25 protein-coding genes are annotated in these 25695 nt (G+C 39.9%); 18 read left to right on the forward strand and 7 right to left on the reverse strand.

Annotated features, from left to right (window positions below; all coding sequences use genetic code 11):
• Window positions 1-23 precede the first annotated feature (23 nt).
• The 5 genes from HMPREF9331_RS09095 to HMPREF9331_RS09115 all read right to left on the reverse strand — a co-directional run bounded on the left by HMPREF9331_RS09095 (window position 24) and on the right by HMPREF9331_RS09115 (window position 6224).
• Window positions 24-953: a PorP/SprF family type IX secretion system membrane protein gene (locus tag HMPREF9331_RS09095; protein ID WP_040357375.1), complete on the reverse strand. Its 930-nt coding sequence runs from the start codon at window positions 951-953 to the stop codon at window positions 24-26.
• 273 nt (window positions 954-1226) lie between these two features.
• Window positions 1227-2687 (reverse strand): peptide MFS transporter, encoded by a 1461-nt coding sequence (locus tag HMPREF9331_RS09100; RefSeq protein ID WP_016420676.1) that lies wholly within the window; start codon window positions 2685-2687, stop codon window positions 1227-1229.
• Between the two features lie 28 nt (window positions 2688-2715).
• A complete protein-coding gene (locus tag HMPREF9331_RS09105; RefSeq protein ID WP_016420677.1) occupies window positions 2716-4884 on the reverse strand; it encodes a S9 family peptidase in 2169 nt (722 codons plus the stop codon).
• Window positions 4885-5030: 146 nt separating this feature from the next.
• Window positions 5031-5261 (reverse strand): DUF6341 family protein, encoded by a 231-nt coding sequence (locus HMPREF9331_RS09110; RefSeq protein ID WP_009641705.1) that lies wholly within the window; start codon window positions 5259-5261, stop codon window positions 5031-5033.
• Between the two features lie 42 nt (window positions 5262-5303).
• Window positions 5304-6224, reverse strand: coding sequence for an ABC transporter ATP-binding protein (locus HMPREF9331_RS09115; protein WP_016420678.1), 921 nt, complete (start codon window positions 6222-6224; stop codon window positions 5304-5306).
• Between the two features lie 93 nt (window positions 6225-6317).
• Between HMPREF9331_RS09115 and HMPREF9331_RS09120 the strand changes: the two genes are divergently transcribed.
• From HMPREF9331_RS09120 to HMPREF9331_RS09180, 15 genes are all read left to right on the forward strand, one after another.
• A complete protein-coding gene (locus HMPREF9331_RS09120) occupies window positions 6318-8453 on the forward strand; it encodes an LTA synthase family protein (RefSeq protein WP_016420679.1) in 2136 nt (711 codons plus the stop codon).
• A gap of 73 nt (window positions 8454-8526) precedes the next feature.
• A complete protein-coding gene (locus HMPREF9331_RS09125; RefSeq protein ID WP_016420680.1) occupies window positions 8527-8868 on the forward strand; it encodes a DUF7668 domain-containing protein in 342 nt (113 codons plus the stop codon).
• Between the two features lie 84 nt (window positions 8869-8952).
• Complete coding sequence (locus HMPREF9331_RS09130) at window positions 8953-9621, forward strand: hypothetical protein (protein ID WP_016420681.1); 669 nt, start codon at window positions 8953-8955, stop codon at window positions 9619-9621.
• 143 nt (window positions 9622-9764) lie between these two features.
• Complete coding sequence (locus HMPREF9331_RS09135; protein ID WP_016420682.1) at window positions 9765-10448, forward strand: immunity protein TriTu family protein; 684 nt, start codon at window positions 9765-9767, stop codon at window positions 10446-10448.
• A 53-nt stretch (window positions 10449-10501) separates the two neighbouring features.
• Window positions 10502-11005, forward strand: a complete 504-nt coding sequence (locus HMPREF9331_RS09140) for a Panacea domain-containing protein (RefSeq protein WP_016420683.1) — start codon at window positions 10502-10504, stop codon at window positions 11003-11005.
• A 3-nt stretch (window positions 11006-11008) separates the two neighbouring features.
• Entirely contained in the window at window positions 11009-11467 is a 459-nt protein-coding gene (locus HMPREF9331_RS09145) for a hypothetical protein (RefSeq protein WP_016420684.1), read from the forward strand.
• Window positions 11468-11480: 13 nt separating this feature from the next.
• Entirely contained in the window at window positions 11481-12005 is a 525-nt protein-coding gene (locus HMPREF9331_RS09150; RefSeq protein ID WP_016420685.1) for a gamma carbonic anhydrase family protein, read from the forward strand.
• Between the two features lie 39 nt (window positions 12006-12044).
• Window positions 12045-14792 carry an excinuclease ABC subunit UvrA gene (gene uvrA, locus HMPREF9331_RS09155; protein WP_016420686.1) on the forward strand — a complete coding sequence of 916 codons (2748 nt, stop codon included), beginning with the start codon at window positions 12045-12047 and terminating at the stop codon, window positions 14790-14792.
• Complete coding sequence (locus tag HMPREF9331_RS09160) at window positions 14789-15352, forward strand: 5-formyltetrahydrofolate cyclo-ligase (RefSeq protein WP_016420687.1); 564 nt, start codon at window positions 14789-14791, stop codon at window positions 15350-15352. The genes uvrA and HMPREF9331_RS09160 overlap by 4 nt, the downstream gene beginning before the upstream one ends.
• A 16-nt stretch (window positions 15353-15368) precedes the next feature.
• Window positions 15369-15809 (forward strand): Imm26 family immunity protein, encoded by a 441-nt coding sequence (locus HMPREF9331_RS09165; protein ID WP_016420688.1) that lies wholly within the window; start codon window positions 15369-15371, stop codon window positions 15807-15809.
• Window positions 15810-15827: 18 nt separating this feature from the next.
• Complete coding sequence (locus HMPREF9331_RS09170) at window positions 15828-16163, forward strand: hypothetical protein (RefSeq protein ID WP_016420689.1); 336 nt, start codon at window positions 15828-15830, stop codon at window positions 16161-16163.
• A 27-nt stretch (window positions 16164-16190) separates the two neighbouring features.
• Window positions 16191-16484, forward strand: coding sequence for a hypothetical protein (locus HMPREF9331_RS09175; RefSeq protein ID WP_016420690.1), 294 nt, complete (start codon window positions 16191-16193; stop codon window positions 16482-16484).
• A 13-nt stretch (window positions 16485-16497) separates the two neighbouring features.
• Window positions 16498-16665, forward strand: a complete 168-nt coding sequence (locus HMPREF9331_RS12990; protein WP_155848681.1) for a hypothetical protein — start codon at window positions 16498-16500, stop codon at window positions 16663-16665.
• 825 nt (window positions 16666-17490) lie between these two features.
• Window positions 17491-17568 carry a lipoprotein gene (locus HMPREF9331_RS13535; protein WP_159429624.1) on the forward strand — a complete coding sequence of 26 codons (78 nt, stop codon included), beginning with the start codon at window positions 17491-17493 and terminating at the stop codon, window positions 17566-17568.
• A 61-nt stretch (window positions 17569-17629) separates the two neighbouring features.
• Window positions 17630-17851, forward strand: coding sequence for a hypothetical protein (locus HMPREF9331_RS09180; RefSeq protein WP_040357378.1), 222 nt, complete (start codon window positions 17630-17632; stop codon window positions 17849-17851).
• Window positions 17852-17881: 30 nt separating this feature from the next.
• Here HMPREF9331_RS09180 and HMPREF9331_RS09185 read toward each other — a convergent pair whose 3' ends face one another.
• Together HMPREF9331_RS09185 and HMPREF9331_RS09190 are read right to left on the reverse strand one after the other, a co-directional pair.
• The gene (locus HMPREF9331_RS09185) at window positions 17882-19048 is read right to left on the reverse strand and encodes an OmpA family protein (RefSeq protein WP_016420691.1); all 1167 of its coding nucleotides are present in this window, start codon (window positions 19046-19048) and stop codon (window positions 17882-17884) included.
• 15 nt (window positions 19049-19063) lie between these two features.
• Window positions 19064-20830, reverse strand: coding sequence for an outer membrane beta-barrel protein (locus tag HMPREF9331_RS09190; RefSeq protein WP_016420692.1), 1767 nt, complete (start codon window positions 20828-20830; stop codon window positions 19064-19066).
• A 391-nt stretch (window positions 20831-21221) separates the two neighbouring features.
• Here HMPREF9331_RS09190 and HMPREF9331_RS12625 point away from each other — a divergent pair, with 391 nt between their 5' ends.
• The 3 genes from HMPREF9331_RS12625 to HMPREF9331_RS09200 all read left to right on the forward strand — a co-directional run bounded on the left by HMPREF9331_RS12625 (window position 21222) and on the right by HMPREF9331_RS09200 (window position 25678).
• Window positions 21222-23147, forward strand: coding sequence for a SusC/RagA family TonB-linked outer membrane protein (locus HMPREF9331_RS12625; RefSeq protein ID WP_081638608.1), 1926 nt, complete (start codon window positions 21222-21224; stop codon window positions 23145-23147).
• Window positions 23148-23306: 159 nt separating this feature from the next.
• Window positions 23307-24191: a SusC/RagA family TonB-linked outer membrane protein gene (locus HMPREF9331_RS12630; protein ID WP_016420694.1), complete on the forward strand. Its 885-nt coding sequence runs from the start codon at window positions 23307-23309 to the stop codon at window positions 24189-24191.
• A gap of 5 nt (window positions 24192-24196) precedes the next feature.
• Complete coding sequence (locus tag HMPREF9331_RS09200) at window positions 24197-25678, forward strand: RagB/SusD family nutrient uptake outer membrane protein (RefSeq protein ID WP_016420695.1); 1482 nt, start codon at window positions 24197-24199, stop codon at window positions 25676-25678.
• The last annotated feature ends 17 nt before the right edge of the window (window positions 25679-25695 follow it).

Here is a 25695-nt window from a genome sequence, read left to right on the forward strand (position 1 = left end):
TTTTTAATTGATTAGTTACACTATTAGAAGAAACGAGGAGAGATAATCTTTTGAATATCTCGAACGAACTCGTAACGCAAGAAGATTTCGTGAGAACCATTGTTATACTTGCTTAGTTTGGTAGTTTCCCAGTCAAAAGCATAGCCAATGAACCAGTTTCTATCTATCTGGAAACCAGCCATAGCACTCACAGCAGCACTCCAGCGATAAGCAGCTCCTAGGACAAAGCGATCGTCATACATAAAGTTAGCCGAAAGGTCTACCTGCAAGGGGCTACCAGATACCATTTTCATCAAAGCCGCAGGCTTGAACTTGAAGTCAGGTGAAAGGTCAAACACATACCCCCCCATAAGGTTGTAGTGTTGCTTTTCGTTGACATCAGTAATCTTTCGCTCATCTGTCTTGGAGAATGTTTTGGTATCCAAGAGGTAAGGAATAGAAAAACCTACATAGTATTTTTCTCCATAGTAGTATACCCCGGCTCCTATATTAGGTAAGAAGGTATTTGCCTTTCCTTCAAAAGCGGCATCATTAGGATAAAGCAAGTTAAGTTTGTTCCTATCAAAGTTATAGAAACCTGCTGCAGCCTTGAGACCGAAAGCCAGCTTAGATTCGTCAAATTCCAAAGTATAAGAGAAATCCACATCCACTACATTGGTAGATTGTGGCCCTATACTTTCGTGATAAATGCCTGCACCTATGCCTATATGTTTCTCCTCAAAAGGAGTGTGGAAGCTCAAAGAAGCCGTTTTAGGTGCTCCGTCCAAGCCTACCCACTGATTACGATAAAGAGCAAAGATGCTTGTACAATCACGAGAACCTGCATACGCAGGATTAATCATCATTGTGTTATACATGTACTGTGTATACTGGGAGTCCTGTTGTGCTGTTACCCGATCCCCAAGCAATACCAATCCTAATAACACAATTAGTCGCATTTCTTTTTTTAACATATTCTTTTCATTTAAGAGTGTGCAAAGATACAATAAAAACCAATGATTATACAAATATTTTCTTTTTATATTTCTTATATTCTTATTGATTTTTTTAATACGTATTGTAAATCAACCACTTAACCCTCAAAAAGTTATTAACAATGATAGTAATAATTATTAATTGTTAATTGTCATTTGTTAATTAGAAACTAACAACAAGTGACAAGTGACTAATCCTAATTGTGGATACTAATCACTTGTCACTCGTCGTTAGTCATTTGTCACTTGTCACTATCTAACGCCATGCATCATGCGTTCTATCACTTTGTTAAGGGATACCATAAGGATACCCAAGACCATTACAAAGGCAGAGATAGAGGCAAATACCGTACTTGCACCCAACTCTACTACATAAGAGGAGATAAGTCCTGCAAGCATATTGGCAAAGGCAGCAGCCATAATCCATACGCCCATGAATAGAGAAGCAAAACGTGCTGGAGAAAGTTTGGTTACAATAGAGAGTCCCACTGGTGAGAGGGAAAGCTCCCCTATGGTGTGTAATAAGTAAGTGAGAATCATCCAAATCATACTGGCTTTAACCATGCCATCAGGGTTATCTATGATGTTAAGGCCTCCTTGCCAAGTAGCACCTCTTTGGAAACCAGCAATGAGCATAAACCAGAAGCCTATACCAAGTACTATAAGTCCGAGACCCATTTTCAAAGGCGTGTTAAGCGCTTGTCCTAAACGAGTATTCCAGAAATAAGCAAATACAGGTGCTAAGACAATTACAAAGAATGGGTTAATCATCTGAAGCCAAGCGGTAGGTATCTCATGACCGAATATGGTTCTATCTATATATTTGTTAGCATATAGGTTAAAGGAAGCACCTGCCTGTTCCATACCAGCAAAGAAAAAGACAGCAAAGAAGAAGAAGATAAAGATCACCGCAATACGTTCTTTTTCTTGACGAGTAAGTGGTACTTTTACTTCCTCGGTAGAAGATTCTGCTAACTTGGCAGCACCCTTAGGCTCCATACCTATATTTCCTAAATACTTATTACTTAAAAATACGAACAAGAGTTGTCCCAAAAGCACCCCTACAGCAGCTGCTAAGAAGCCATAACGATAGCCATGTGTAATCTGAGTAACTCCATTGGCATCTACGAAAGTAGTAGCGAATACATTATCGGCCAAAAGTCCTACGATCAGTGGAGCGATTACCGCACCCAAGTTGATCCCCATATAGAAGATAGAGAAAGCTGAATCCAAGCGTCTGTCTCCTGGCTCATACAAATCCCCTACTATGGAAGAGATATTAGGCTTGAAGAAACCGTTCCCGATAATCAGTAAGAAAAGACCAGCAAAAAGGCCTACCCTACCAATAAACTCATTATGAGCCAACTGCTCAGGGGTCATATTGGGGGAAACAGTAGTGAAAAGCTCAGGTGCAAAGAGCAGGAACTGCGCCAATACCATAATAAAGCCCCCTATAAGAATGGACTTGCGTTGGCCTAAGTACCTGTCGGAAAGCCAACCTCCGAAGAGTGGTGTGAAATAACAAAGCCCTGTGGCCAAACCATAGACGGTTGTACTGAACTTTTCATCATAACCAAGCCCACCATTAAGCCAAGTAGCTGTTAGGTAAAGCACCAAGATACCGCGCATCGCATAGTAGCTGAAACGCTCCCACATTCCTGTAAAAAACACGAGGTAAAGCCCCGCAGGATGTCCTTTTTTTTCTGTATTCATTATCTGTCTAATTAAATTATGTTATGTATTATAAATTATTCAATATGAATTGGGTCATCTTCTCATATAGGTGATGACGTGTATTTCCTCCGTAGATACCATGATCCTTATCTGGATAGATTGCCCAGTCGAACTGCTTGTCATATTGTACTAAGGATTCTATCAGGCGCATGGAGTTCTGTACGTGTACATTGTCATCGGCTGTCCCATGTACCAAGAGGAATTTCTTATTGAGGTTCTTGGCATAGGTAAGAGGGGAATTGTTATCATATCCCTCAGGGTTTTCCTGTGGCGTCTGCATATAACGTTCGGTATAAACGGTGTCATAAAAACGCCAGTTAGTTACAGGTGCCACCGCTATGGACATCTTGAACACCTCGCCTCTTAAGATACAGTTGGAGGCCATAAATCCACCAAAACTCCAGCCCCAAATACCTATACGGTTCTTATCTATATACTTGTAATTGCCGACAATCTTAGCAGCTTCCACTTGGTCTTCCAATTCATATTTACCCAATTGTTTGTAAGTACATTTCTTAAAGGCGGCACCCTTATAGCCTGTACCACGTCCGTCTACACAGAGAACGATATAACCCTTTTGAGCCAACATATAATACCAAAAATCATCGAAGCCTGAGAAGGAGTTGCTCACTTGTTGAGAACCAGGACCTGAATATTGGCACATGAAGAGTGGATATTGCTTGTTTTCATCAAAATCGGCAGGCTTGATCATCCAAGCATTGAGTTTGTCTCCATTTTTGGTAGTAATCTCAAGAAATTCCTTAGTTGATTTCTTATAAGTAGCGATTTTCTGTTCTAACTCATTATTGTTGAGTATTTCCTTGACTACCTTTCCTGTTTTACTATCATTAAGGGTATAGAGGTTGGGCTTCTTCACGCTTGAAAACTCATTGATAAACAAGGAGAAATCGGGGCTAAAGGTAGCCTCATTAGTACCAGCCTCTACGGCCAAGGCTTGCTTATCCTTGCCTGAAAGCGCGATGCTATAGATACCACGATTAATAGAGCCAGGTTCAGTGGATTGGTAATAGATACGCTTAGCCTTAGGATTATAGCCATAGTACTCGGTTACCTCCCACTTTCCTTGGGTAATTTGTCTTAAAAGCTTACCTGTTTTGTCATAGTGGTAGAGGTGATTATAGCCATCTTTCTCAGAGGTAATGATAAAGCTATTGTCGTCCAAGAAAGTAAGGTCATCTGTAATACTTACATAGGCCTTATCCACTTCGTGGTATACGGACTTAAATTGCTTAGTGGCAGCATCTACAAAGAGGATATTGAAATCGTTCTGATGCCTATTGAGTGTTTGGATACTTAGCACATTAGCCTCATTTGTCCATTGGATACGAGGGATATAGTAAGCATCCACAGGGATTTGGGTGTCCTTCTGCCCATTTACATCATAAAGATAAAGGCTTACCACTGAATTCTTTTCCCCTGCTTTAGGATACTTGAAAGTATTTTGGGTAGGATAGAGTTTAGTGCCAAAGACATCCATAGAAAATTCAGGTACTTCGCGCTCATCAAAACGGATATAAGCTAAAAAAGTACCGTCAGCATTCCAATCAAAAGTTCTTACAATGCTGAACTCTTCTTCGTATACCCAGTCGCTAGTACCATTGATAATCTTGTTTTTCTCCCCATCAAAAGTTACTTGTTTTTCTTTTTTGGATTGGGTATCATATATATAGATATTGTTCTGATACACATAAGCCACCTTATCCCCCTTAGGAGAGAAGAGTGGTTCTTGGATCTTCTTATCAGTTAACTTAGAGAGTTCTTGTTTTTTAAGGTCAAAGACATAGAAATCTGCTGAAAAGGAACGCCTAAAGATAGATTCCTTATTGGTTGCAATTAGGATTTTATCCTCCTGTTGGTTAAAAGTATAGCTATTGATACGCTGGATTTGGGGATAGTTTTTGGTATCAAAAAGCGTTTTTTCCTTTTGCAAGGTCGCAAAATTATACAAATCAATAGTATAATTGAGGTTTGTATAATCATAATTGAGCACTGTATACTGGTTGGTATGCTTCAGTGCGGAGAGATTAGTCATTCCACTGGGATAGAAAGCATAATCTGTCCAAATGTCTTTTAAAGTAATCAGCTTGTTTTGTGCACTCATATTCAATGAGATAGCCAGCAAAAACAGCCAAAAATAATTCATTTTAGTTCTCATCTTTAATATATTTTTTGTAGCTACAATTTTACGTTTTTTTTCTGATATAACCACAACTTTTTTGTTTTTTTTAATTCTAACAAAAAAGCGACCTGTTTTCAAGTCGCTTGATAGAATAATTCAGTCCCTTATACTTATATACTTAGTTATTTAAAGAAAGAATGAGCGGTAACATCTACACGTTCGGTTCCTTCTTTTGAGAATTTAATCAATTGTTTTACCCAATAGAAGAAAAAGCCAAATAGCACTACGAGCATAATCCATGTAGCAATATTGGCTCCCCACCAAGAAGAAAGCTCTAAATGTCTTAGATAGTCATAAGGCGCAAAAGCAATTTCTTCAAAAAAATACTTGATTCCTTTAAAAAATGCTGTCATAATCTTTTCTTTTTTAATGGTGCAAATATACAACTTTTTTTATTAACTTTCTATCTTTAAGCAAACTTTTTTTTCTTTCTCTATTTTTTCAGTATGTTTTACATATACACGTCCCTCTACTGTCCTACACACTAGCAGGTAATACGCCCCCTGAAAGTAGCAACCCTCCACGGTTGCTTGCCATGGAGATTGAGCTACCACTCTTAGTTGGTGAGGGTAATACAATCGCCACTGTCCTGCTACTTGTACCTTATTGACCAAATCAAAAAGCGAAGCTACATATTCGTTTTGAGAATAATAAACCCTTTCAGGGGTATCTATCAGCAGCTGCTTGCCCTCTCTGAGGATCATAATCCTATCGGAAAAGCCTAAGGATTCTTGGCTCTCATGGGTAGCGACAAGAGTGGTAATCTGGTGTGCTTTGACGAAGGCAAATAGATTCTGGCGTATATTATTCTTAAGGAAACTATCGGTTTGGCTAAAAGGTTCGTCCAAGAGCAGCACCTCAGGCGCCTGTGCCAAGGCCTGCGCCAAGCCTACCCGCTGTTGTTGGCCTCCGCTGAGCAAAACAGGCTTTACCTTGGCATAGTCCTGCATCAGGGTCATCTCCAGCAGCTCTTGTACACGAGCGCGCTTTTTACGCAAGTCAAGGTTAGAGAGGTACTTCCCCACATTTTCCTCCACTGTCATATAAGGCATCAGACCGAAATCCTGCGCTAAGTACTTCATCTTGGCAAAACCAGGCACCAGATTGTGCGAAAGCCCTAAGACTGGTGTCCCTCTCCAAGAAATCTTACCTTGCTCAAGGTCAAATAAGCCATAGATAGCCTTGAGCAAGGTCGACTTGCCCGAACCACTTGCGCCCACTATGGAGAGTACCTCCCCTGGGGCAAGGGAGAAGTGAATACTGTCAAGTACCTTAGTATCGGTATAAGTATAAGATAGATTTTCAACAATAAGCATCGGCAGACTATTTGGTGGGGCAAAAATAAGAATTATTTTCAAGATAGCCACTTATTCATTTGTTTGTTGTATCTTTGCCAAAAATTTTTCTTTATGAAAGCATGGCTCAGTAGGCTCAAACCATTCTTGTATGTAGGTGGTTTGTATATAGTTATCTCTTTTATCCTTAGAATCATCTTTATGGGGCACCCCATTACCAGCACCTCCTTTTCGTGGGGTCAGGTCTTGGGTATGCTTCTGGTGGGCACCCTGAACGATGTGTTTATCATCATCTTGGCCAGTAGTATCTTAGTGCTTTACTTCCTTTTTATTGCCAATGTAAAGTACCAAAAGCCCTATGGCTATATTATCCTTGGGGCAATGCTCTTGCTCTTGGGCTATATAGAGTTTGTCCCCAACAATATTTTCTACCAATATGGAGGCTCGGTTGAGGAAATCGCCTTGTACTTCTTTGGGACAAAGACTCTTTGCTTTGCAGCGATGCTCTTTGCGGGCAAGTGGCGCAAGCAAGTGCGTAATGTACTCTATTTCATTACGTTATTTATCTATACCTTTGCCATAGTGATGAATGCTGTTAGCGAATATTTCTTTTGGAATGAGTTCGGCATACGGTACAACTTTATCGCGGTGGATTACCTCATCTACACCACGGAGGTCATCGGCAATATTATGGAGAGCTACCCTGTGGTACCGCTCTTTTCGGGTGTCTTTGTTGTGGTGCTTGCGCTAACTATTTTCTTTTATAAAAAGACAAAATCTACCCTTGAGACTATCCCTAACCTTAAAGAAAAAGGCTTGTTCTTGGGGGGCTACGTGGCATTGTTCCTCTTGAGCTTGTGGGCTACCCCCAAGTTTGACGAGATTAAGTCCAACAACGTATTCGTTCAGGAGATACGCGCCAACGGGGTGTATAAGTTCTATTACGCTTTTACCCATAGCGAGTTAGACTTCTTCCAGTTCTACCCTACCCTACCCGAAGAGGAGGCAAGGACAACCTTTTTGAAACATTTTAAGACATTGATGGGAGAGCCCCCTGTTCCAAGCTGTGGGGTACGAGACTATATTTCTGTTAAGCAGCTACCTTATTCCGTAGAAGGAAATGATATTGAAGAACATAAGAATGTGGTGCTTATCTCGGTAGAGAGCCTTTCGGCCGAATATATGGCGGCTTATGGCAATACTGAGGGCATTACTCCGTTCCTCGATAGCTTAGCACAAAAGAGTATTTTCCTGACCAACTTATACGCTACGGGCAACCGTACTGTACGCGGTTTGGAGGCTCTGACCCTTTGTGTACCTCCTACCCCTGGTGAGAGTATCGTTAAGCGCAAGGATAACAAGGACAAATTCACCACGGGGAGTGTCTTCAAGTCCAAAGGGTATAGTGTCAAATACCTCTATGGGGGGTATAGCTATTTTGACAATATGAAAGACTTCTTCGCTGGTAACGGCTACGATATTATAGATAGAGACAACTTTACTCCTGAGGAGATTACCTTTGCCAACATTTGGGGAGTAAGTGATGAGGATATGGCGCGCAAAGCCATTAAGGAGATGAATGCCCAAGCGAAAACAGGCAAACCGTTCTTTAACCACTGGATGACTGTGAGCAATCACCGTCCTTTTACCTATCCAGAAGGTCGCATTGATATCCCAGGTACGGCTAAGTCGCGTAGTGGTGGGGTCAAGTATACCGACTATGCACTCAAACTATTCTTTGAACTCGCTAAAAAAGAAGCGTGGTTCAAGGATACCGTATTTGTGATTGTCGCTGACCACTGCGCTTCAAGTGCTGGACGTACTGAATTGCCTTTGGATAGGTATCGTATTCCCTGCCTTATCTATGCTGATTTCTTAGAAGCCGAACAGATAGATAAACTCGCTTCTCAAATAGACGTAATGCCTACCGTAATGGGACTCTTAAACTTTTCTTATGAGAGCAAGTTCTTAGGTCAGAATATTCGCACATGGTATTACCAACCGCGTGCCTATATAGCTACCTACCGAGAGTTAGGCTACCTCACCCCTGACACTCTTTCTATCATCAAGCCTTTGCGGGAACAGATACAATATAAAATTGTTCCAGAGGCGGAGCAACCTAAAGCAGAGCTCCCTATCTTTTACCAACAGCTCAAAGTAGCTCAACCTGATGAAAAACTGATGAAAGAATGTATTTCCGCTTATGAGACTACCTATTTCTTGCTAAAGAAGGGGGAACTGAATAATTAATGAGTCGATTTGCCGATTTGGCAATGAGTTGATGAATTGAGACGTGATTTATTGCGTTTTAACTAACGTGTTAATGGATTTAGAACTGAGTACTTTTATCCCTATCATCAAGGAGATGGTATACCATATCTCTATTGATGATTATGCTTCCATAGAGCGCAAGGGTCAAAATGGAGATATCCTTGTAGAGGATTTGGCGTATGTGATCCATTTGTATCCTTATAAAATAATTCCTTTGCCTGATGAAGCCTTTGACCTAGCGGAAAGTTACTTTATAGAGGAGAAAAAGAGCCTTGATGTATATATTCCCTTCTGGACAAAAGAAGAGGGAAGAAGTGACCTAATACTTGCTCTTTCCTGTTATATGAACGATGGGATTAAGGAAGTTATTATCTATGATGTATTTGTACCTTAAGAAAGTCTTTGTATAACCATGTTACGAGTACTATGAGAAGGTAATGCCTCTTTACATGTTCCGACAACTCTAATTATAAAATATATGAGGTTCTTTATTTGTGCAGCACAAGTATATGCTTATAAAAAATACAAGGTCTTCCACGAAAGTATCCACTACATAAGGGATTATTTAGAGGGCGACTGGCAAGATGCTATAGGAGGTATCCTTATAAAAGAATGGAAAGATAAGGATAAGATACTCAGACCTGCTGCAGAATATCCTGATGAAATCTTTATACAATATCCCGATAAGGTATATGATATAATGAAATTTAATTACTTTGAGAAGGTAAGCCTAGTCATAAGGGTATTCCCTAGAGTTACCAAATGTAAGACTTATGCCCGTTATTACAAAAAGGAAGAAGTCATTGGGGAATATACCATAAAGAAAGAATACCTCCATATAGACCCTGTGTTCATAGCTGAAGACTATGAGGAACTGAGCAATGAGGAAATACACAAGAAATTCTGTGATGATCTTTACGACCTCTTAGCGTACTATCTGCTAAAGTATAAGAAACGTTTTACAGATTTTGATGCAGAAGCATTTCTCCCTTTTCTTAAGGAGAGACTTCTTTCTATCAAGGAACGTAAATTTCCTACTTGGGAAGAAAAAAAAGCCCTTAGAGCACAGCAACCTAAAGTAGAAGTAATCCCTGACAAAGGAAATATTTTCGAGAACAAAAAGAAAAAGAAGACCTCAAAACCTTGATACTTTTGAAGTTATAAAACCTTTTTTCCAGCTACCACTATGACAAAGGTAGCTCTGATATACTGAAGCCTATTGGGTTAAATATTCTTAATAAATTATCGTATCTTTGCCCCATAGATGTATTCCAAAAGAACTATCACTTAATGATTGATTTTGAACCCTTTATAAAAGAAGTACTTGAGAAGAAAATTCCCAAAGAGAACCTAAGGTTTTTCGGGGAGGATAACGAGGGCATAGTGGTAGATTTCGAAACCGAAACACACCTAAAAAGGTTCACGGTGTGGAGGGATTCCCAGCGTTGTGATTATGAGGCGTTGTGTATAGCTACTGATGCGCTAAGTGTATATAAGAGTCAGGAGTTTGATAGCGTAGGGCAGCTTATAGGTATCTTTAACCGATTCTATCATACCGCCTACTCGGAAATAGATACATTCATCAACCAACTTTATGAAGACTATCTAGCACACCTGATAGAGAGGGAGGAAATAGCAAACATTATACGAGAAGACCATTGTAGCAAGTACAAAGGGGAGAATTATCCGTATGAGAAATATCTGTCACTCCTTTGGAAAGAAGAATACCTGAACGAAAAGGATATAGACCTATTAGACCTTTGTTTATTTTACCAGTACATAGGTGAGGAGATAGAAATATTAGGCTATTGGGTAACCGGTCATGGAGGAGGTACCTATGAAAAATTTGAAGCAAAAGGCTCCTTTGAGGTACTGAAGCCTAAAATACAAGCCTTTGTAAATCGGTGCTACGAACGCTATGAGGAGGTAATGCAAGTATATCTCCAAACTCCAGAAAGATTTAAGAAGAAATAAACCATTTTATGCCCGCTTAGGCTTATGAGAGTTTAACAAAAAAATAATTTACTATGTTTGATATAGATGAGAGTAAAGCTATTAACAGCATTCTCTTTGTTTTAAATGAGTTAGGTGACAAAAAATCTGATGCACATAAGGTCTTCAAAATTCTGTATTTTGCTGACCAAAAACATTTGGTAACCTATGGGCGCCCTATCACAGGAGACACTTATTTGAAGATGACCTATGGTCCCGTACCGTCCTTTATCAGAGATGTTTCCGAGGGAAAGAAAAAGGAGGGATTTATCAATAAGACAAAAAAACACTTCCTTACGACTTCTTATCCTTACGATAAAGATGATTTGTCTGAGTCTGAAATAGAATGTCTAAAAGAGGCTATTGATGAGAATAAGGATCTGTCCTTCAATGACCTTACCGAAAAGTCTCACGATAGTGCTTGGCAGAAAGCACAACGGGATATTAGCTATATAGATATGGCTAAAGCCGTTACTAGTGACCCTGATATACTCAATTATATCAAGGTTAACGCTTTAAATGAACAAATTATCTTTTAGATTATGGATTTAGGTGATTTTTTCCCACAGGAAATAAAAGATGATTTTGCCAAACGAAATATAGAAATAGGAAAAACACTCCTTATAGAAATTCCTGATTTTAATATTCCTTATAAAAAATATCTAATTATAGTAGGTATTAACAAGTTGCGTCTTGCTGGGGTAATCATTAATACTGGGGTAAATCTTAATTTTGCTCGGAATGAAGCTCTTAGAAAGCTACATCTGCTGATAAAAAGTAACGAACATCCTTTTTTGAAATATGATAGTTATGTAGATTGTTCCAAGCTACACAAAAGACTTATATCAGAGATATGCGGTGCCATAAAGAAAAAACCAAGCATTGTAATCGGTAATGTTAGTGAAGATTTTTTAAGAGAAGTTACCTCCACTATTCTAGACGCTAAGACCATATCTATGAAAGATAAAAAAGATTTTGGTTTTCTACCAAACCAACACTAAAAACTACCATTTTATGCCTATCATCAGAGAAATTAGGGGAAAAGCCCCCATTATAGGAAAGAACGTATTTATAGCCGAGACAGCTGCCCTTATTGGCGAGGTTACCCTCGGTGAGGATTGTAGTATATGGTACAATGCCGTCCTTAGGGGCGATGTGAATGCTATTGTTATCGGCAACAAAGTGAATATACAGGACAATGTCATGGTACACTGTACCTACCAAAAGACCTCTACTACTATCGGTAACAATGTTTCCATAGGACACAACGCCATCATACATGGCTGTACCCTCAAGGATAATGTACTTATCGGTATGGGGGCAATTGTCTTGGATGGCTGTGTGGTAGAGAGCAACTCTATCGTAGCGGCAGGGGCAGTGGTTACCAAAGGTACTCATATAGGGTCAGGTGAGGTATGGGCAGGTGTCCCCGCTAAGAAGATTAAGGACATATCCCCTGAACTTACCGAAGGAGAAATAAACCGTATCGCCAATGCTTATGTGAAGTATGCACAGTGGTACCAAGAAAGTGAAGAGTGAAAAATGAATAGTGAAAAATGAATAGTGAAAAGTAAAAAAATGAAAGAAGAACAAATCCTTATCAAAGGAGCTAAATTACATAATCTTAAAAATATCAGTGTAGCTATTCCCAAGGGGAAATTAGTGGTAGTAACGGGGCTTTCAGGCTCTGGAAAATCTACATTGGCCTTCGATACTCTCTATGCGGAGGGACAACGGCGCTATGTGGAAAGCCTGAGTTCCTATGCCCGCCAGTTCTTGGGTAGGCTGGACAAGCCTAAGGTGGATTTCATTGAGAACATCTCCCCTGCTATTGCTATTGAACAGAAAGTCAATACCAGCAATCCTCGCTCCACTGTGGGTACCTCCACTGAAGTGTATGACTACCTAAAGCTACTCTTTGCACGAGTGGGGCATACCTTTTCCCCTATATCGGGCAGAGAGGTCAAGAAAGATACCGTCTCCGATGTGGTGGATTTTATCCTTTCTTTCCCCGATGAGCACAAGCTATTGCTCCTCTCTCCTATTATCCTTAGTGCTGGGCGTACCTACGAGCAGACGCTCCGCCTATTGGAAGAGCAGGGATATGCCCGTATTAAGTACCAAGGGGAAGTCGTACGCCTTAGTGATTTGGATTTCAAGAAGGTTAAAAGCGACTTTCAATTAGTCATAGAGCGTATCGTAGTGGATCATGAGGAAGAGACCGCCCAGCGCTTGGCCGACTCGGTAAGTACCGCTTTCTTTGAGGGAAAAGGCGTTTGCTCTGTGGAAGACTTGACCTCAGGAGAGGAACGCCACTTCTCCAACCAGTTCGAAGCTGATGGAATTACCTTCTTGGAGCCTAATGTACATCTGTTTAGCTTCAACAATCCTTATGGAGCTTGCCCTGTGTGTGAGGGTTATGGTGATACCATAGGGCTTGATGAGACCCTCATCGTACCCAACACCTCCCTTTCGGTATATGACAACGCGATTTATCCTTGGCGTGGTGAGACCTTGTCCTGGTTCAGAGATCAGTTGGTCAATAATGCCTATAAGTTTGATTTTCCTATTCACCGCCCTTGGTACGAGCTTACCGAAGCCCAAAAGCAGCTCATATGGGACGGCAATGAGTACTTTACAGGGCTTACTGCCTTTTTCAAAGAATTGGAGGAAAAGAACTATAAGATACAAAACCGCGTACTCCTTGCTCGCTACCGTGGTAAGACTACCTGCTATGCCTGTGGAGGCAAGCGACTCCGCCCCGAAGCCAATTATGTACGCGTAGGGGGCAAATCCATTTCTGATTTGGTTTCTATGCCTATCTCCGATTTGGTGATTTTCTTTGACAAGCTCACCCTCAGCCCATACGAACAAAAGGTCGCTGAACGTCTCTTGAGGGAAATACACAACCGCCTACACTACTTATTGGACGTTGGTTTGGGCTACCTTACCCTCAACCGCAAGTCCAATAGTTTATCAGGGGGAGAGAGTCAGCGTATCAACTTGGCTACCTCCTTGGGTAGTAGCTTGGTAGGCTCCATGTATATCTTGGATGAGCCAAGTATTGGGCTACACCCTAAAGATACCGAACGCCTTATTCACGTACTTGAGACACTTAGAGACTTGGGCAACACCGTCATCGTCGTGGAGCACGATGAGGATATTATGAAAGCCGCCGATTATATCATAGATATAGGCCCCGAAGCGGGTACCCTAGGCGGAGAAGTAGTTGCCACAGGTACCTATGAGGAGATCCTCAAGGCTCCTACCCTTACCGGAGAATACCTCAGCGGCAGGCGTACTATAGAAATGCCTAAGAAAGCACGTACCTCCAAGGACTTTATCGAAATCAAAGGCGCCCGTGCCAATAACCTAAAGAATATAGATGTTACCTTCCCCTTGGATATGCTCACCGTAGTAACCGGTGTATCTGGTAGCGGGAAGAGTACCTTAGTGAAGCATATCCTCTACCCTGCCCTTTTGCGCAAGCTCGACCAACCTACGGACAAGATAGGCGAGTACAGCAGTATGGACGGAAAGTTCTCCCATATCAAGCGGGTTGAGTTTGTCGACCAAAACCCCATAGGAAAGTCTACTCGCTCCAATCCTGTAACTTATATCAAGGCTTACGATGATATTCGTCAGCTCTTTGCCTCCCAGAAGCTCGCCAAGATGCGTGGCTATACGGCCAAACACTTCTCTTTCAATACCGAAGGAGGCCGCTGTGAGACCTGCAAAGGTGAAGGAGAGGTAACCATAGAAATGCAGTTCATGGCCGATGTACATCTGACTTGTGAGGCCTGTGATGGCAAGCGATTCAAGCCTGAGATTTTGGAAGTTACTTTCCAAGGGAAGAACATACACGACCTACTGGAGACCACTATCGATGATGCCGTGGCCTTCTTTACCGAGCACAAGCAGGAAAAAATTGCCCAAAAGCTCCTTCCCTTGCAGGAAGTAGGCTTAGGTTATGTAACACTTGGCCAACCCTCCTCTACCCTCTCTGGCGGGGAAGCGCAACGTATCAAGCTAGCCTCTTTCTTAGTAAAATCATACCAAGAAACCCCTACCTTATTTATCTTTGACGAGCCTACCACAGGGCTTCACTTCCATGATATAGGCAAGCTACTGCGTTCCTTCAATGCCCTGATTGAGCGCGGGCACTCTATTATCGTGATAGAACACAATGTAGAGGTCATTCGCCGTGCTGACTATATCATAGACTTAGGCCGAGAAGGCGGAGCACAGGGAGGAAACCTCGTAGTCACAGGTACCCCAGAGGAAATTAGGAAAAACAAAAATAGCTATACAGGACAATATATATGAACAAGAAAGCCCTCCGCACCCTCTACAAGCAAAAGAGAGCAGCCATTCCCGCTGAGCAACAAGTCCTGCTGAGCCAGCAGATAGCTCTACAAACGCTACAGCTTCCCATTTGGGATAAGCAGGTTTTCCATAGCTTCCTTTCTATCATCTCTTTTGGAGAAGTGGATACCAGCTACCTTATCCGCCTTTTGCAGGAGCGTGAAAAGACTCTGGTCGTTTCTCGTACCCTAATGGAGACGGTACATATGGAACATTTCCTATACGATCCTAACCAGATAGAGGCCAATAACAAATGGCATATCCCGGAACCACAAGGAGGGATTCCCATAAAGAGTGAAGAGATAGAGGTCGTTTTTGTACCCCTCTTAGCCTATGATATCGCAGGCAACCGCATAGGCTATGGCAAGGGCTTTTATGACAATTTCTTAGAAGAGTGCAAGGCAGATACTCTCAAAGTAGGACTATCTTTCTTCCCCCCTGAACCTCTCATAGAAGACATAAGAGAAGGCGATATTCCTTTGGACTATGTAGTAACACCAAAGGAAGTTTTTGAGTTTTGAGTTAAGGAGTATAAGAATGAAGAAACATCTATTGGAAGGAAAAGTAATAGGGATACCTTTGGGTGAGCAGCTGTTTCTGACAGGCTTAATAACCCGTCAGAATAAAGACATTCTATTAGGTTACTTTTTTAAACAGACCTATAGAAACTTACCCACTATTACAGAGTGGAAACCGTCAGAAGTCTGCCTAATATGCTTATTTAGCGCATTGGGTATAAAAAACAAGGAATGGGAAATTATTGGAGACTTCCCTATGTGGAATAGGCAAGAATGGGAAGTACCCACTTTCAAACTAAGAGACCCTATCAATGAAAGCGTATACTATGCCATTGCGTACGATGACAATATCATTTCTTCCAAAAGATACCGCATAACAGAAGAAGAAGCAGAAAAATATTATAGAGATGGGATCTATGGTTATAAGGCTGTAGAGGCTGTTCTATCTAATAAAATCTAACCCAATGATTCATTAGTTATGAAAGAAATAGAATTGTTCAAACATATAAAGGATCTCCTTGGCTTGTTTGTACCCAATAGCACCTATGACAATTATGTACCACTTATTATTGGCTATGATTTGGCTAAGGAACATACGCTGCTGAAAGGATTCAACGAATGGTTAGCTTCTAAGTATAAGTTACCTCCTAACTTTGTTTTCTCTCAACAGATCAAATATTACCTATTCGAAAAAGAATTTGCCAAGACTTTAACCAAAGAAAATGAAATACTCTTAATCAATTGTTTGTATGAGAAATTAGTAGAATTTTGTCTTGATAAAGCTCTATTTGATTCATCTATTCCCAAAAATTAGATTAAGGGAACAAATTCTGCATGTATTATGAGTAAAATAGATGTTTTTACTGTAGAAAAGTTTATAGATAGATTAGAAAAGTTTGTTAAGCCTAACTTACCTACTGACGAACTTATCTCCTATGTGACAGCAATTATCAAAGATGCAAGAGAACTTATCTCATTTGGAGAGAAAAGATTAGCCTTAGATATTCTATTAGAAAATCTCATAGAAGAAAAGATCATAATAGACAAAGAAACTTTATCATTATTAGCTACTATTGAGGATGAGGAGATACGTTCATCCATATCTTACTTATGTAGTCTATCAGACAAAGGGTAATGCGTCAGCTGTATTGTTCAGACTTCTCCCCTTTCCTATCCATAGCAAACCCTCCGCTGGCGCGAGCTTGCAGCTCGTGCCTATGATTATGGAGCTTGTAGCTCCCATAAAGAGCCAAAGGCTCTACTTAATAGTAGGTACGAGCTGCAAGCTCGCACCAGCGGGGGGAATCAATAGTTAAAAATATCTGTATAATCTAATTCGTTAAGACGCAATAAATTGCGTCTCTACGGATAACTACGCTCATCAGTAGTTGTCCTAGCCAGCGTTAGAGTAGAGACGCAATTTATTGCGTCTTAGAAAGTTAGCAAATAATATTTTAACGTGAGTTCGATATAACGAAAGCTCCCACTGATTTTCACGGATTTCACAGATTTTCTATGTTTGTGTAATTATGTTGTTGCGATTTACACAGATTTTTATAAGGCCTTTGGCCTTATTTATCCGTGGAAATTAAGGAGTTATACTTAGTTGTTGTATCATTCTCTCCGTGAAAATCCGTGGAATCTGTGGGAGAAAAAATATAATTTTGCTTATGTCGAACTCACGTTATTTTAACTATTGATTCGAATTTCTAATCTATGAAATCTCTAACATCTAAAGTAAAAGCCCTAAGTCTTACAACTTAGGGCTTTCAAGAGAAGTCTTCTCATGTACTTATTATCCTTAGAGACAAAGTTATAGATTGAGGTTCTCCCTTTAATCACTAAAAAACCTTGATTTCTAAGGAATAAATTCGTACATTTGTGTTGTCATTGAAAATCGGTGATGACGACATCAAGGACGGCTGGGTTCCTTGAAACCTAAAACAAAAGAGATGCGCTTAGAACTCCAAATTAAGTGTAAATCCTATAGATTAGTCTTAAAAGTTTTGATTAGAAAACTAAGACTTCTTTAGTGATTTATGAGTTGAGGGTTGGCGCCCTCAACTCGCATCTCTTTTTGTTTTCGGGGCAAAGATATAAATAATTTTTTGAACTAACAACTAAAAACCAAAATTATACTTATGAGAAAAATGTTACTATTTTTAGGAGCTATAACCTTTCTAAGTTCCTGTAGTCCAAATTCCAAGTGTATACAGTAACTCATACAAATGAGGATGTACCCCTCTGCTGGCGCGAGCTTGCAGCTCGTGCCTATGATTATTGGAGCTTGTAGCTCCCATAAAGAGCCAAAGGCTCTACTTAATAGTTGGTACGAGCTGCAAGCTCGCACCAGCGGGGGAGTGCAAGGCAGATACCCTCAAGATTGGACTATCTTTCTTCCCTGCTGAACCTCTTATAGAAGACGTAAGAGAAGGCGATATTCCTTTGGACTATGTAGTAACACCAGAAGGAGTTTTTGAGTTTTGTGCTGAAAAAAAATAAGGATTGAGTCTATCAATCCTTATTTTTTTTTTAGCGTATAATAACAGATATATCTACTCTTCGCGCTTTTTCTTTATCCACTGAATCGTCTATTCCTCGAAAAGCGGTAAGTATCCGTTGCAATGCGATTCCTTGCTTTTGAAGTAAACGCGCTACACTTTCTGAACGCTTCATTGACAACTGATTATTGTACGCTGCTGTACCCACATTGCTGGCATATCCTTCCAATAGAATGGATAGCTCTGGATTATTGCGGAGCATAGTTACTATTTGATCTATAGCATCTGTATCATGTGGTAAGGGTACATATGCATTGTTTGCAAAGTAAATAGGTGTCTTTTTATTCCCATACTTAGCCAATAAATCCTCTAATGTACGTCTTCTTTCTTCCGAAATAACCGAATTTCCTCCATTATTCTCTGTTGTTTTTACATTTTGTACAATAACAGAGGTTTCTTTAGGGGCTTGTACATTATTCTGATCCGCTTGCTTTTTAGAAGCCAACAAAATAGAGTCTATACGCTGTTGGATTTTGTCAAGCTTATCCTTGTTGTTCAATGTTGCTAATGGAACCATCGCAGCTGCCAATAGTTTTTGCTGATCACTTAAATCTTTTATTGATTTAGCTATCATATCCAACTGCTTTTGTAACATAATATCCTTATCAGAATCATTAGCTACATGTTTTGATCCATTAGGATTATTTTTAGCTACCTGCCTTGTCGCATTAGGATTATTTTTAGCTATCTGCTTTGCTGCATTAGGGTTATTAGCTACATAATTTGCTCTATTGAGATTACTATTGGCCACATACTTTACCGTATCTGTCAAATGAATAACCGATATACTGTCTTTTTTCATCATATAAGCCAATAGGATATCCAATTTTCTATTTACTTGCTCTATGTCTGTATGTGTAGAGTCCATATTTTGAGCTAAATAGTAAAAGTTTTTTACCTCATTGGATTCATATATGTTTGAAACAGCCTTTTTCTGTTGAGATTTATGCAAATTAGCCAGTTTTTCTCCTCTTATTTTTCTCATTTTAGCCTCTGCAACCTTTTGTAAGAGTAATTGTAGTTCCTCTTTGGATAAGACAATCTCTTTCTGCTGATTGTATAGTTTATCTTGAGCAAAAATAACAGTTGGAACAAACACTAATATAAATATAATCCCTTTTTTTATGACATTATTCATATTTTTGGGGCTTTTTTATTTAGTTCCATTTTTTGTTGTATTCGTTTTTTGTCCTGTGGGTACAACGACATTTGTTTTTTGGATATTTCCTTCCAAATTCTTAACCGCTTCAAGTATAGACTGATTCATTTTTTGTTGTTCTTCTATCTTCTTATTATCATTATTAATCTCTAGCAACAATTTTTCGAGTCTATCAATACGTTGATCTGGTGTTTTTCCTTCGCCTTCTTCTATTTTATTAACTATTTCAGAAATCAAGGTTTGTAATTGTTCTGGCGTCATTCTCACCAAGTTTGCTTGATTCTCAGAAGGGTAAGGAATATGCTCTGCCACGTAATTATTGCGTAACTCTTCCCATTTTTCCTTTTCTTTTAGCAATGAAGAAGCGTTATTTATATCATTCTGACGGTAAGCAAGCTGTATTTGTCTTTCAACAGTTGCAATCTGTGCATTGAAATAATCTATATCTTTTTGTTTTTGAGATATAGGTGTTGCTTTTGTATCGTTTTGACCCTTTGCTTGTTCTTTTCCTTCCTTCATTTCTGTAGTCTGAAGTTCGTTAACAAGGTCTTGATAGGTATATTTTTCGTTTTCTTTAGCAAACTTAATACGAATACCTGCATTGTAAAAGACATTACCTTGCAACTTATTAGGTGATTTTAGTGCATTATCTGCACTCTCATTACCTGTGGTATATAAGAGATTAGCCACTCCAAACAGCTCTAGATGTTTGCTTAAGGGGATAGCCAAGCCGAGCCCTCCTTTTGCAAAAATACCTGATCTATTCTCAGCTGTGGAGACTTTACCTTGATAGTCTTTGCCTACGTTAAGATATCCTGCCCCAACGGTAATATAAGGAACTACTCCGTTAGAGACATTGAGCCGTGCTAAAAATTCGGCACCATACAATGAGAGTTTATCAAAGTTTAATGATACTTTTTCTTCCTTCATTGCTTGATAATAAAATCCTCTTACTCCTATGTATTCGGTAAAGTCAAAACCTAACGAAGCACCTGCTAAATAAGTGTTACGAAAGTTATTATCATCGTCAAAATCAATATATCCGATTGCAGGAGCCACTACGACCTTAAAATTCTTAAGATTCGTATAAGAATTGTCCAATTCTGTAAGCTCGTTAGGATTACGCCCTCCTAGATACAATTGTAAGCCTGCCTGAAGAGACCAATTTAACATCTTCTCATTAGAGATATTATCTGTTATCCATTGGTTATAAGTACTTGTTCTCGCTTCAGAAGGCTTATAAAGGATATTAGAGGCATCAGAATTAAAGTAGGTTCCTTTTGCCTGAAGATTGAGGGTAAGGCGTCTTGTCAAATTGAATTTAGTCCCTAAACCAAAAGCATAATAAATGGCATCTTGTTTTGTTTCATTTGCTTTTATTGTTTGTATCCCAGCCCCCAAGGTAACATAAGGCTGAAAGGAGTAAGTCATCGGTATATTACCCTTGAGTTCTCCTCCCCAACGATGAACATCTACATCAGAGGAAGTAAATGCATCCTTTATATTATCTGGTACAGAAAAACCATCAATTCTCGATTTCAATCCTAATGATTGGCTGTATGAACCGAGCAATTCTAAGTTTCTACCAAAACCAAAACCTACATACCCGCCAACCATAAAACCATTTTGAATGGCTGATTTCTTATTCCACAAGACATATTCTCCTGTGGGGGCTATGGCAAAACTAATATCCTTAACTTGTGCTACTGCATTGAAACCTAATGTAATAGCAAAAAAACTTGTGAAAATTTTTCTTTTCATAAAATAATAATTTTTTCTATTTCCTTATAATAGATTATTTCTATTAATCGGGGGCAAAAATACAAAAATATTTATATATACAATAAAAAACTTTTTTATTCAAGTTTCACAAACTGGGTACAATATAATTCAAGTTTCGCAAGCTGTTTTTAGGCTATTATTATACTCATAATCAACTAATATTCAAGTGTCTGTACCCCCTCCAAAGGATAGCCAGCGAGTGCCTACAGCTTAGTTAGAGTAAGAGTTTGGAAGGGTTACAGATAGATAAAATCCCCTTACTATTATCTGATATTTTTTACATCATTAAAAAAAAACACTATTTTATTTTTTTATAATAGAAAAAAAACGTATTTTTGCAGCCTATTTCAAAATCAAACTTTATTTAAAGATGAGAATAACTAATTTTTTGTATGCATTGTTGTTATTAATAGCAGTGCCAGGCTATGCACAAGCCCAGACTAAAGAGGTTTCGGGAGTGGTGCGTGATGCCTCAGGAGCAGAATTATTGGGTGTAGCTGTGATTGTACAGGGCACACACCGTGGAACACAGACTGACCTTAAGGGACACTACAAGATTAAGGTTCAGAAAGGCGAGGTTTTGGAGTTTTCGTCCTTGGGACTAAAGACCCAAACTTTTAAAGTGGGTAATAGCTCACAGATAGATGTGATATTAGTCGAAGATGTACAGGACTTGGACGAGTTCGTCGTGGTAGGCTATGGCTCAGGTCGTAAGATCAGTTCTGTCGTAGGTTCTGTGGCTCGTGTAGGGGAAAAGGATATTGCCCAACGCCCATCGGGAAATGTAGTAGATGCTTTACAAGGGAAAGTAGCAGGCTTACAAGTGTCTATCAGTTCAGGAGAGCCTTCTGGGCTTTCAAAAATCCGCTTGGATGGGGTAGGTTCTTTAGGAGGTGCTACCAACTCTCCACTGTTTGTTTTGGACGGAATTACAGTGAGTGATGCCACTGTCCGTGCCCTTAACCAATCGGATATAGAAAGTATCTCTGTACTTAAGGATGCTTCTGCTACCTCTATCTATGGATCTCGTGCAGCCAATGGAGTGGTATATATCACCACCAAACGCGGTAAGAACAACACCAAAGGGGAAATCTCTTTCAGTACCCAATATGGTATCTCGGATATAGCCGACAGAAGACACTTCGAACGCATGATGAATGCCGATGAGCTAGCTGCTTTCTTAGTAGATATAGGACGCTATAGCCAAGCCAAAATGGATGAAATCCGCCGAAAAAATCCTTATGATACCCGTTGGCATAAAGTCTATTTCCGTGAGAATATCCCTATGGAACAGGTAGATCTATCCGTATCAGGAGGTAATGAAAAAACTACTTACTATGTATCAGGCTCTTACTTCAACCAAGAAGGGCTCATGTATCGCTCAGGCTTTGACCGCCTCACCCTTAGGAGTAATATAGACAGTCGTGTGAATAATTGGCTTAAACTAGGTGTATATTTCAACACAGCTTATTATACCATACAAACCAATCCTTTTGCTGGAGCCAATAACCCTGATGGCGGACTTAGCTATATGTTAGAGCCTTTCTATTCTCCAGTAGATGAGAACGGAAAGCGAAAAGACTATATAGAAGGGCTTGATCGCTACCATCCTGAATATTATGCAGAGAATAATCTATCCAGTATTTCAGCACTTGATTTTATTCCCTCTGGATTTGTAGAAATAACCCCTATAAAAGGACTCACTTTCAAAACCAATGTAGGTGTAAGGTACACTAATGCACTTACTTCATCCACTCGTCTTCCTTCATATAAGGGGAATCCTGGTGATGGTACTACCTCAGAGAAATATGATAAAGTACTCATTAGAACCCTTACCAATACTTTGGAATACAAATTTGATTTGGCACAGAAACATAATTTTGTAGTACTATTAGGGCAAGAAAGTGTCAAGAACGAAAGCAGTAATTTCTCAGCCTCAGGGTCTGGGCTTATCAATGATGACCTTACCTTGCTTTCCAATACCACTAAGAACAAAAATGTTGGTGAAGGGAAGAATATCAGCACCATTAATTCCCTTTTTGGTCGCTTAGAGTATGATTATGAGGGAAAATATTTTGCCGATTTCTCTTTGCGTCGTGATGGTTCTTCTAAGTTCAGTCCTGATTATAAATATGCTAACTTTTGGGCTACAGGGATCATGTGGAAACTCAAGAAAGAAAAATTCTTGGAAAACAATCAAAAAATCAATGACCTTAGCCTCAAGTTCAGTGTAGGGACATCTGGAAACTCTGATATAGGGGACTATACCCATCAGGCATCGGTAGGTTCTGGATAGTATAATAGCAATACCACCTATTCGCTAAGCAACTCAGGAAACCCCGAACTTACTTGGGAAAAGCAAAGAAAATACACCATAGGACTTACCTCAGCCTTCTTTGACAATCGCTTAAGTGTAAATGCGGACTTCTATAGCCGTATCACTGAAAGTATGCTTATGAGTGTACCTGTAGCCTACACAACTGGTTTTACAACCATAAGAAAAAATATAGGCAAACTCCAAAACAGAGGAGTCAACATAACCATCTCCGCTGATGTTTATAAGAACAAGGAACAAGATATCTTGGTAACCCCTTATGTAAACTTCGGTTATAATAAGAACAAAGTATTGGAACTTTTCTCAGGGAAGACCTATTGGAAAAATGTAAATGAGATGACCGCTTATATGGTAGGAGAATCTGTCAAATACTTTACCCCTATATTCAAAGGCGTGAATCCGAACAATGGAGAACCCCAGTGGTATGCCAATGATCCTGCACATCCTGAAAACACCCTTAAGGATGATAACAAAATCGTAGAGGGTAGTTTCTCGGCAGACTTAGCTCAAAATACTGGCTATGACCGCTATGCCCCTATCAATGGAGGTTTTGGATTCTCTGCTTCCTATAAGGCAGTTTCCCTACAGGTAGATTTTGCGTATTCTATCGGTAAATATACCTACAACAATGATAGATATTTCAATGAAAATCCTACCAAATTCGGAGGATATACCTATGATAAAAATGTAAGAGACTATTGGAAACGTCCTGGAGATGTTACCCAATTTCCTAGAAAAGGGAGAGACTTCACCCAACGCGATTCACGCCTAATAGAAGATGCCTCTTTCCTTCGCCTGAAGAATATAACTCTTTCCTATTCTCTTCCCAAGGATGTGGTTAAGGAAGTTGGCTTCTTTAGCAAGGTACGATTCTATACTACTGGACGTAACCTGCTTACCTTTACAAAATTCACTGGTTTAGATCCTGAAATAGATGATGCCCTTCTTTCAGGAGATTATCCTGGTACAAAACAATATGTATTTGGTGTAGAACTTAAATTTTAGAACAGATGAAACTAATATATAAAATTACTTTTGCCATGGCAGCTGTAGCATCCCTAAGCAGCTGTGAGAATTTGGAACAAGATCCTTATGATAAGATCCTAACTAAGAATGCTTTTAAAACACCTGATGATGCCCAATATTGGCGCGATGGTTTCTATAATACACTTAGGGACAACTATACTTATTTAGAGAAGCGTACAGATATACAATCCGATTTGCTCAATGCTACCATTAATTTTGAGAATCGAGAAGGTTTTTTCCAAGCTTGGTCTATACTCTCTGATCACGGAAGTATAGCCAGTGTATGGCAAAGTCGCTATAAGCTATTGGCTGACATCAACCTAAGTATAGAGAAATTCCCTACCATTGCTACTACAACAGCTGCTGAACAGGCACAGATAAACCAATATTTAGGAGAGGCCTATGCGCTTAGAGCCTATACCTATTTGCAACTGGTACAGCGTTTTTCTCCCCAATATACTGATGCCAATAAGGATACACCTGACTTAGGCCTACCTTTGGTAACGACTTTTGATATTAAGGCACTTCCTGCTCGTGCTACCTTAGCACAGACCTTTGACCTTATCTATTCAGATATAGCACAGGCCAAAACTCTCTTAACCTCTAAGGTAGGAGTACAAGGGGCTACCACCTTTACTATAGATGCCGTCAGAGCCTTAGAAGCACGTGCTGCTCTTACCAAAGGAGATCATCCAAGAGCCTATCAGGCTGCTACTGCTGTGATTGCCACTGGCAAATATCCATTGGTAAGCACCGCTGCGGCCTTGGATGCAATATGGCGTACAGATGCCAAGGGAGAGTCAATCGTACAGCTCTTTACCTCTGCCAATGAAGCTACACCTAATTTTGGACTCTATCAATACCTTAGAAGAGCTACTGGTAAGTACACCCCTGACTTTATCCCCTCCCAATGGGTAGTGGATTTGTACCAGGGGAATGACATCCGAAAAAATGTCTATCTCAAAACCTTTCCTACTGCTTTTAAGACTGGTAATTTTACAACCGCTTTGGTAAATAAATATCCTATAGGTAGCTATGGTTCCGCCAATAGTTATGTGCATGCAGCCAAGATCTTCCGAGTAGCTGAGCTATACCTTATTGCAGCAGAAGCTGCTTACAAAACAGGGCAAGAGACACAGGCTCAGGACTATCTTAACCGCCTGCGTCGTGCACGTATCACTGGAGTTACCGATATTACAGCGACAGGAGCGACTCTCTTTGAAGAGATTAAGACAGAACGTATCCGCGAACTCGCCTTTGAGGGCTTCCGCTTGGATGACCTCAAGCGTTGGGGTGATCCTGTAAGACGCCACGATCCCCAAGGAGGTACCAACTATATCATTATAGAACCTGCTAGTCAGTTCTATCTGCTAAATAAACCTGCTGATGACCCTATGTTCGTGTGGCCTATTCCTCTTAATGATACGGATATCAATAAGAATATCAAGCAAAATCCTGGATACTAAATAGCAACTAGTGATTA

It is taken from the genome of Capnocytophaga granulosa ATCC 51502, assembly GCF_000411115.1.
Classification (GTDB): Bacteria; Bacteroidota; Bacteroidia; order Flavobacteriales; family Flavobacteriaceae; genus Capnocytophaga; species Capnocytophaga granulosa.

Bases quoted from the DNA above. Each gene is read 5' to 3' on its own strand.
- HMPREF9331_RS09095 (WP_040357375.1), bottom strand. From the start codon at position 953: ATGTTAAAAAAAGAAATGCGACTAATTGTGTTATTAGGATTGGTATTG.
- HMPREF9331_RS09100 (WP_016420676.1), bottom strand. From the start codon at position 2,687: ATGAATACAGAAAAAAAAGGACATCCTGCGGGGCTTTACCTCGTGTTT.
- HMPREF9331_RS09105 (WP_016420677.1), bottom strand. From the start codon at position 4,884: ATGAGAACTAAAATGAATTATTTTTGGCTGTTTTTGCTGGCTATCTCA.
- HMPREF9331_RS09110 (WP_009641705.1), bottom strand. From the start codon at position 5,261: ATGACAGCATTTTTTAAAGGAATCAAGTATTTTTTTGAAGAAATTGCT.
- HMPREF9331_RS09115 (WP_016420678.1), bottom strand. From the start codon at position 6,224: ATGCTTATTGTTGAAAATCTATCTTATACTTATACCGATACTAAGGTA.
- HMPREF9331_RS09120 (WP_016420679.1), top strand. From the start codon at position 6,318: ATGAAAGCATGGCTCAGTAGGCTCAAACCATTCTTGTATGTAGGTGGT.
- HMPREF9331_RS09125 (WP_016420680.1), top strand. From the start codon at position 8,527: ATGGATTTAGAACTGAGTACTTTTATCCCTATCATCAAGGAGATGGTA.
- HMPREF9331_RS09130 (WP_016420681.1), top strand. From the start codon at position 8,953: ATGAGGTTCTTTATTTGTGCAGCACAAGTATATGCTTATAAAAAATAC.
- HMPREF9331_RS09135 (WP_016420682.1), top strand. From the start codon at position 9,765: ATGATTGATTTTGAACCCTTTATAAAAGAAGTACTTGAGAAGAAAATT.
- HMPREF9331_RS09140 (WP_016420683.1), top strand. From the start codon at position 10,502: ATGTTTGATATAGATGAGAGTAAAGCTATTAACAGCATTCTCTTTGTT.
- HMPREF9331_RS09145 (WP_016420684.1), top strand. From the start codon at position 11,009: ATGGATTTAGGTGATTTTTTCCCACAGGAAATAAAAGATGATTTTGCC.
- HMPREF9331_RS09150 (WP_016420685.1), top strand. From the start codon at position 11,481: ATGCCTATCATCAGAGAAATTAGGGGAAAAGCCCCCATTATAGGAAAG.
- uvrA (WP_016420686.1), top strand. From the start codon at position 12,045: ATGAAAGAAGAACAAATCCTTATCAAAGGAGCTAAATTACATAATCTT.
- HMPREF9331_RS09160 (WP_016420687.1), top strand. From the start codon at position 14,789: ATGAACAAGAAAGCCCTCCGCACCCTCTACAAGCAAAAGAGAGCAGCC.
- HMPREF9331_RS09165 (WP_016420688.1), top strand. From the start codon at position 15,369: ATGAAGAAACATCTATTGGAAGGAAAAGTAATAGGGATACCTTTGGGT.
- HMPREF9331_RS09170 (WP_016420689.1), top strand. From the start codon at position 15,828: ATGAAAGAAATAGAATTGTTCAAACATATAAAGGATCTCCTTGGCTTG.
- HMPREF9331_RS09175 (WP_016420690.1), top strand. From the start codon at position 16,191: ATGAGTAAAATAGATGTTTTTACTGTAGAAAAGTTTATAGATAGATTA.
- HMPREF9331_RS13535 (WP_159429624.1), top strand. From the start codon at position 17,491: ATGAGAAAAATGTTACTATTTTTAGGAGCTATAACCTTTCTAAGTTCC.
- HMPREF9331_RS09185 (WP_016420691.1), bottom strand. From the start codon at position 19,048: ATGAATAATGTCATAAAAAAAGGGATTATATTTATATTAGTGTTTGTT.
- HMPREF9331_RS09190 (WP_016420692.1), bottom strand. From the start codon at position 20,830: ATGAAAAGAAAAATTTTCACAAGTTTTTTTGCTATTACATTAGGTTTC.
- HMPREF9331_RS12625 (WP_081638608.1), top strand. From the start codon at position 21,222: ATGAGAATAACTAATTTTTTGTATGCATTGTTGTTATTAATAGCAGTG.
- HMPREF9331_RS12630 (WP_016420694.1), top strand. From the start codon at position 23,307: ATGAGTGTACCTGTAGCCTACACAACTGGTTTTACAACCATAAGAAAA.
- HMPREF9331_RS09200 (WP_016420695.1), top strand. From the start codon at position 24,197: ATGAAACTAATATATAAAATTACTTTTGCCATGGCAGCTGTAGCATCC.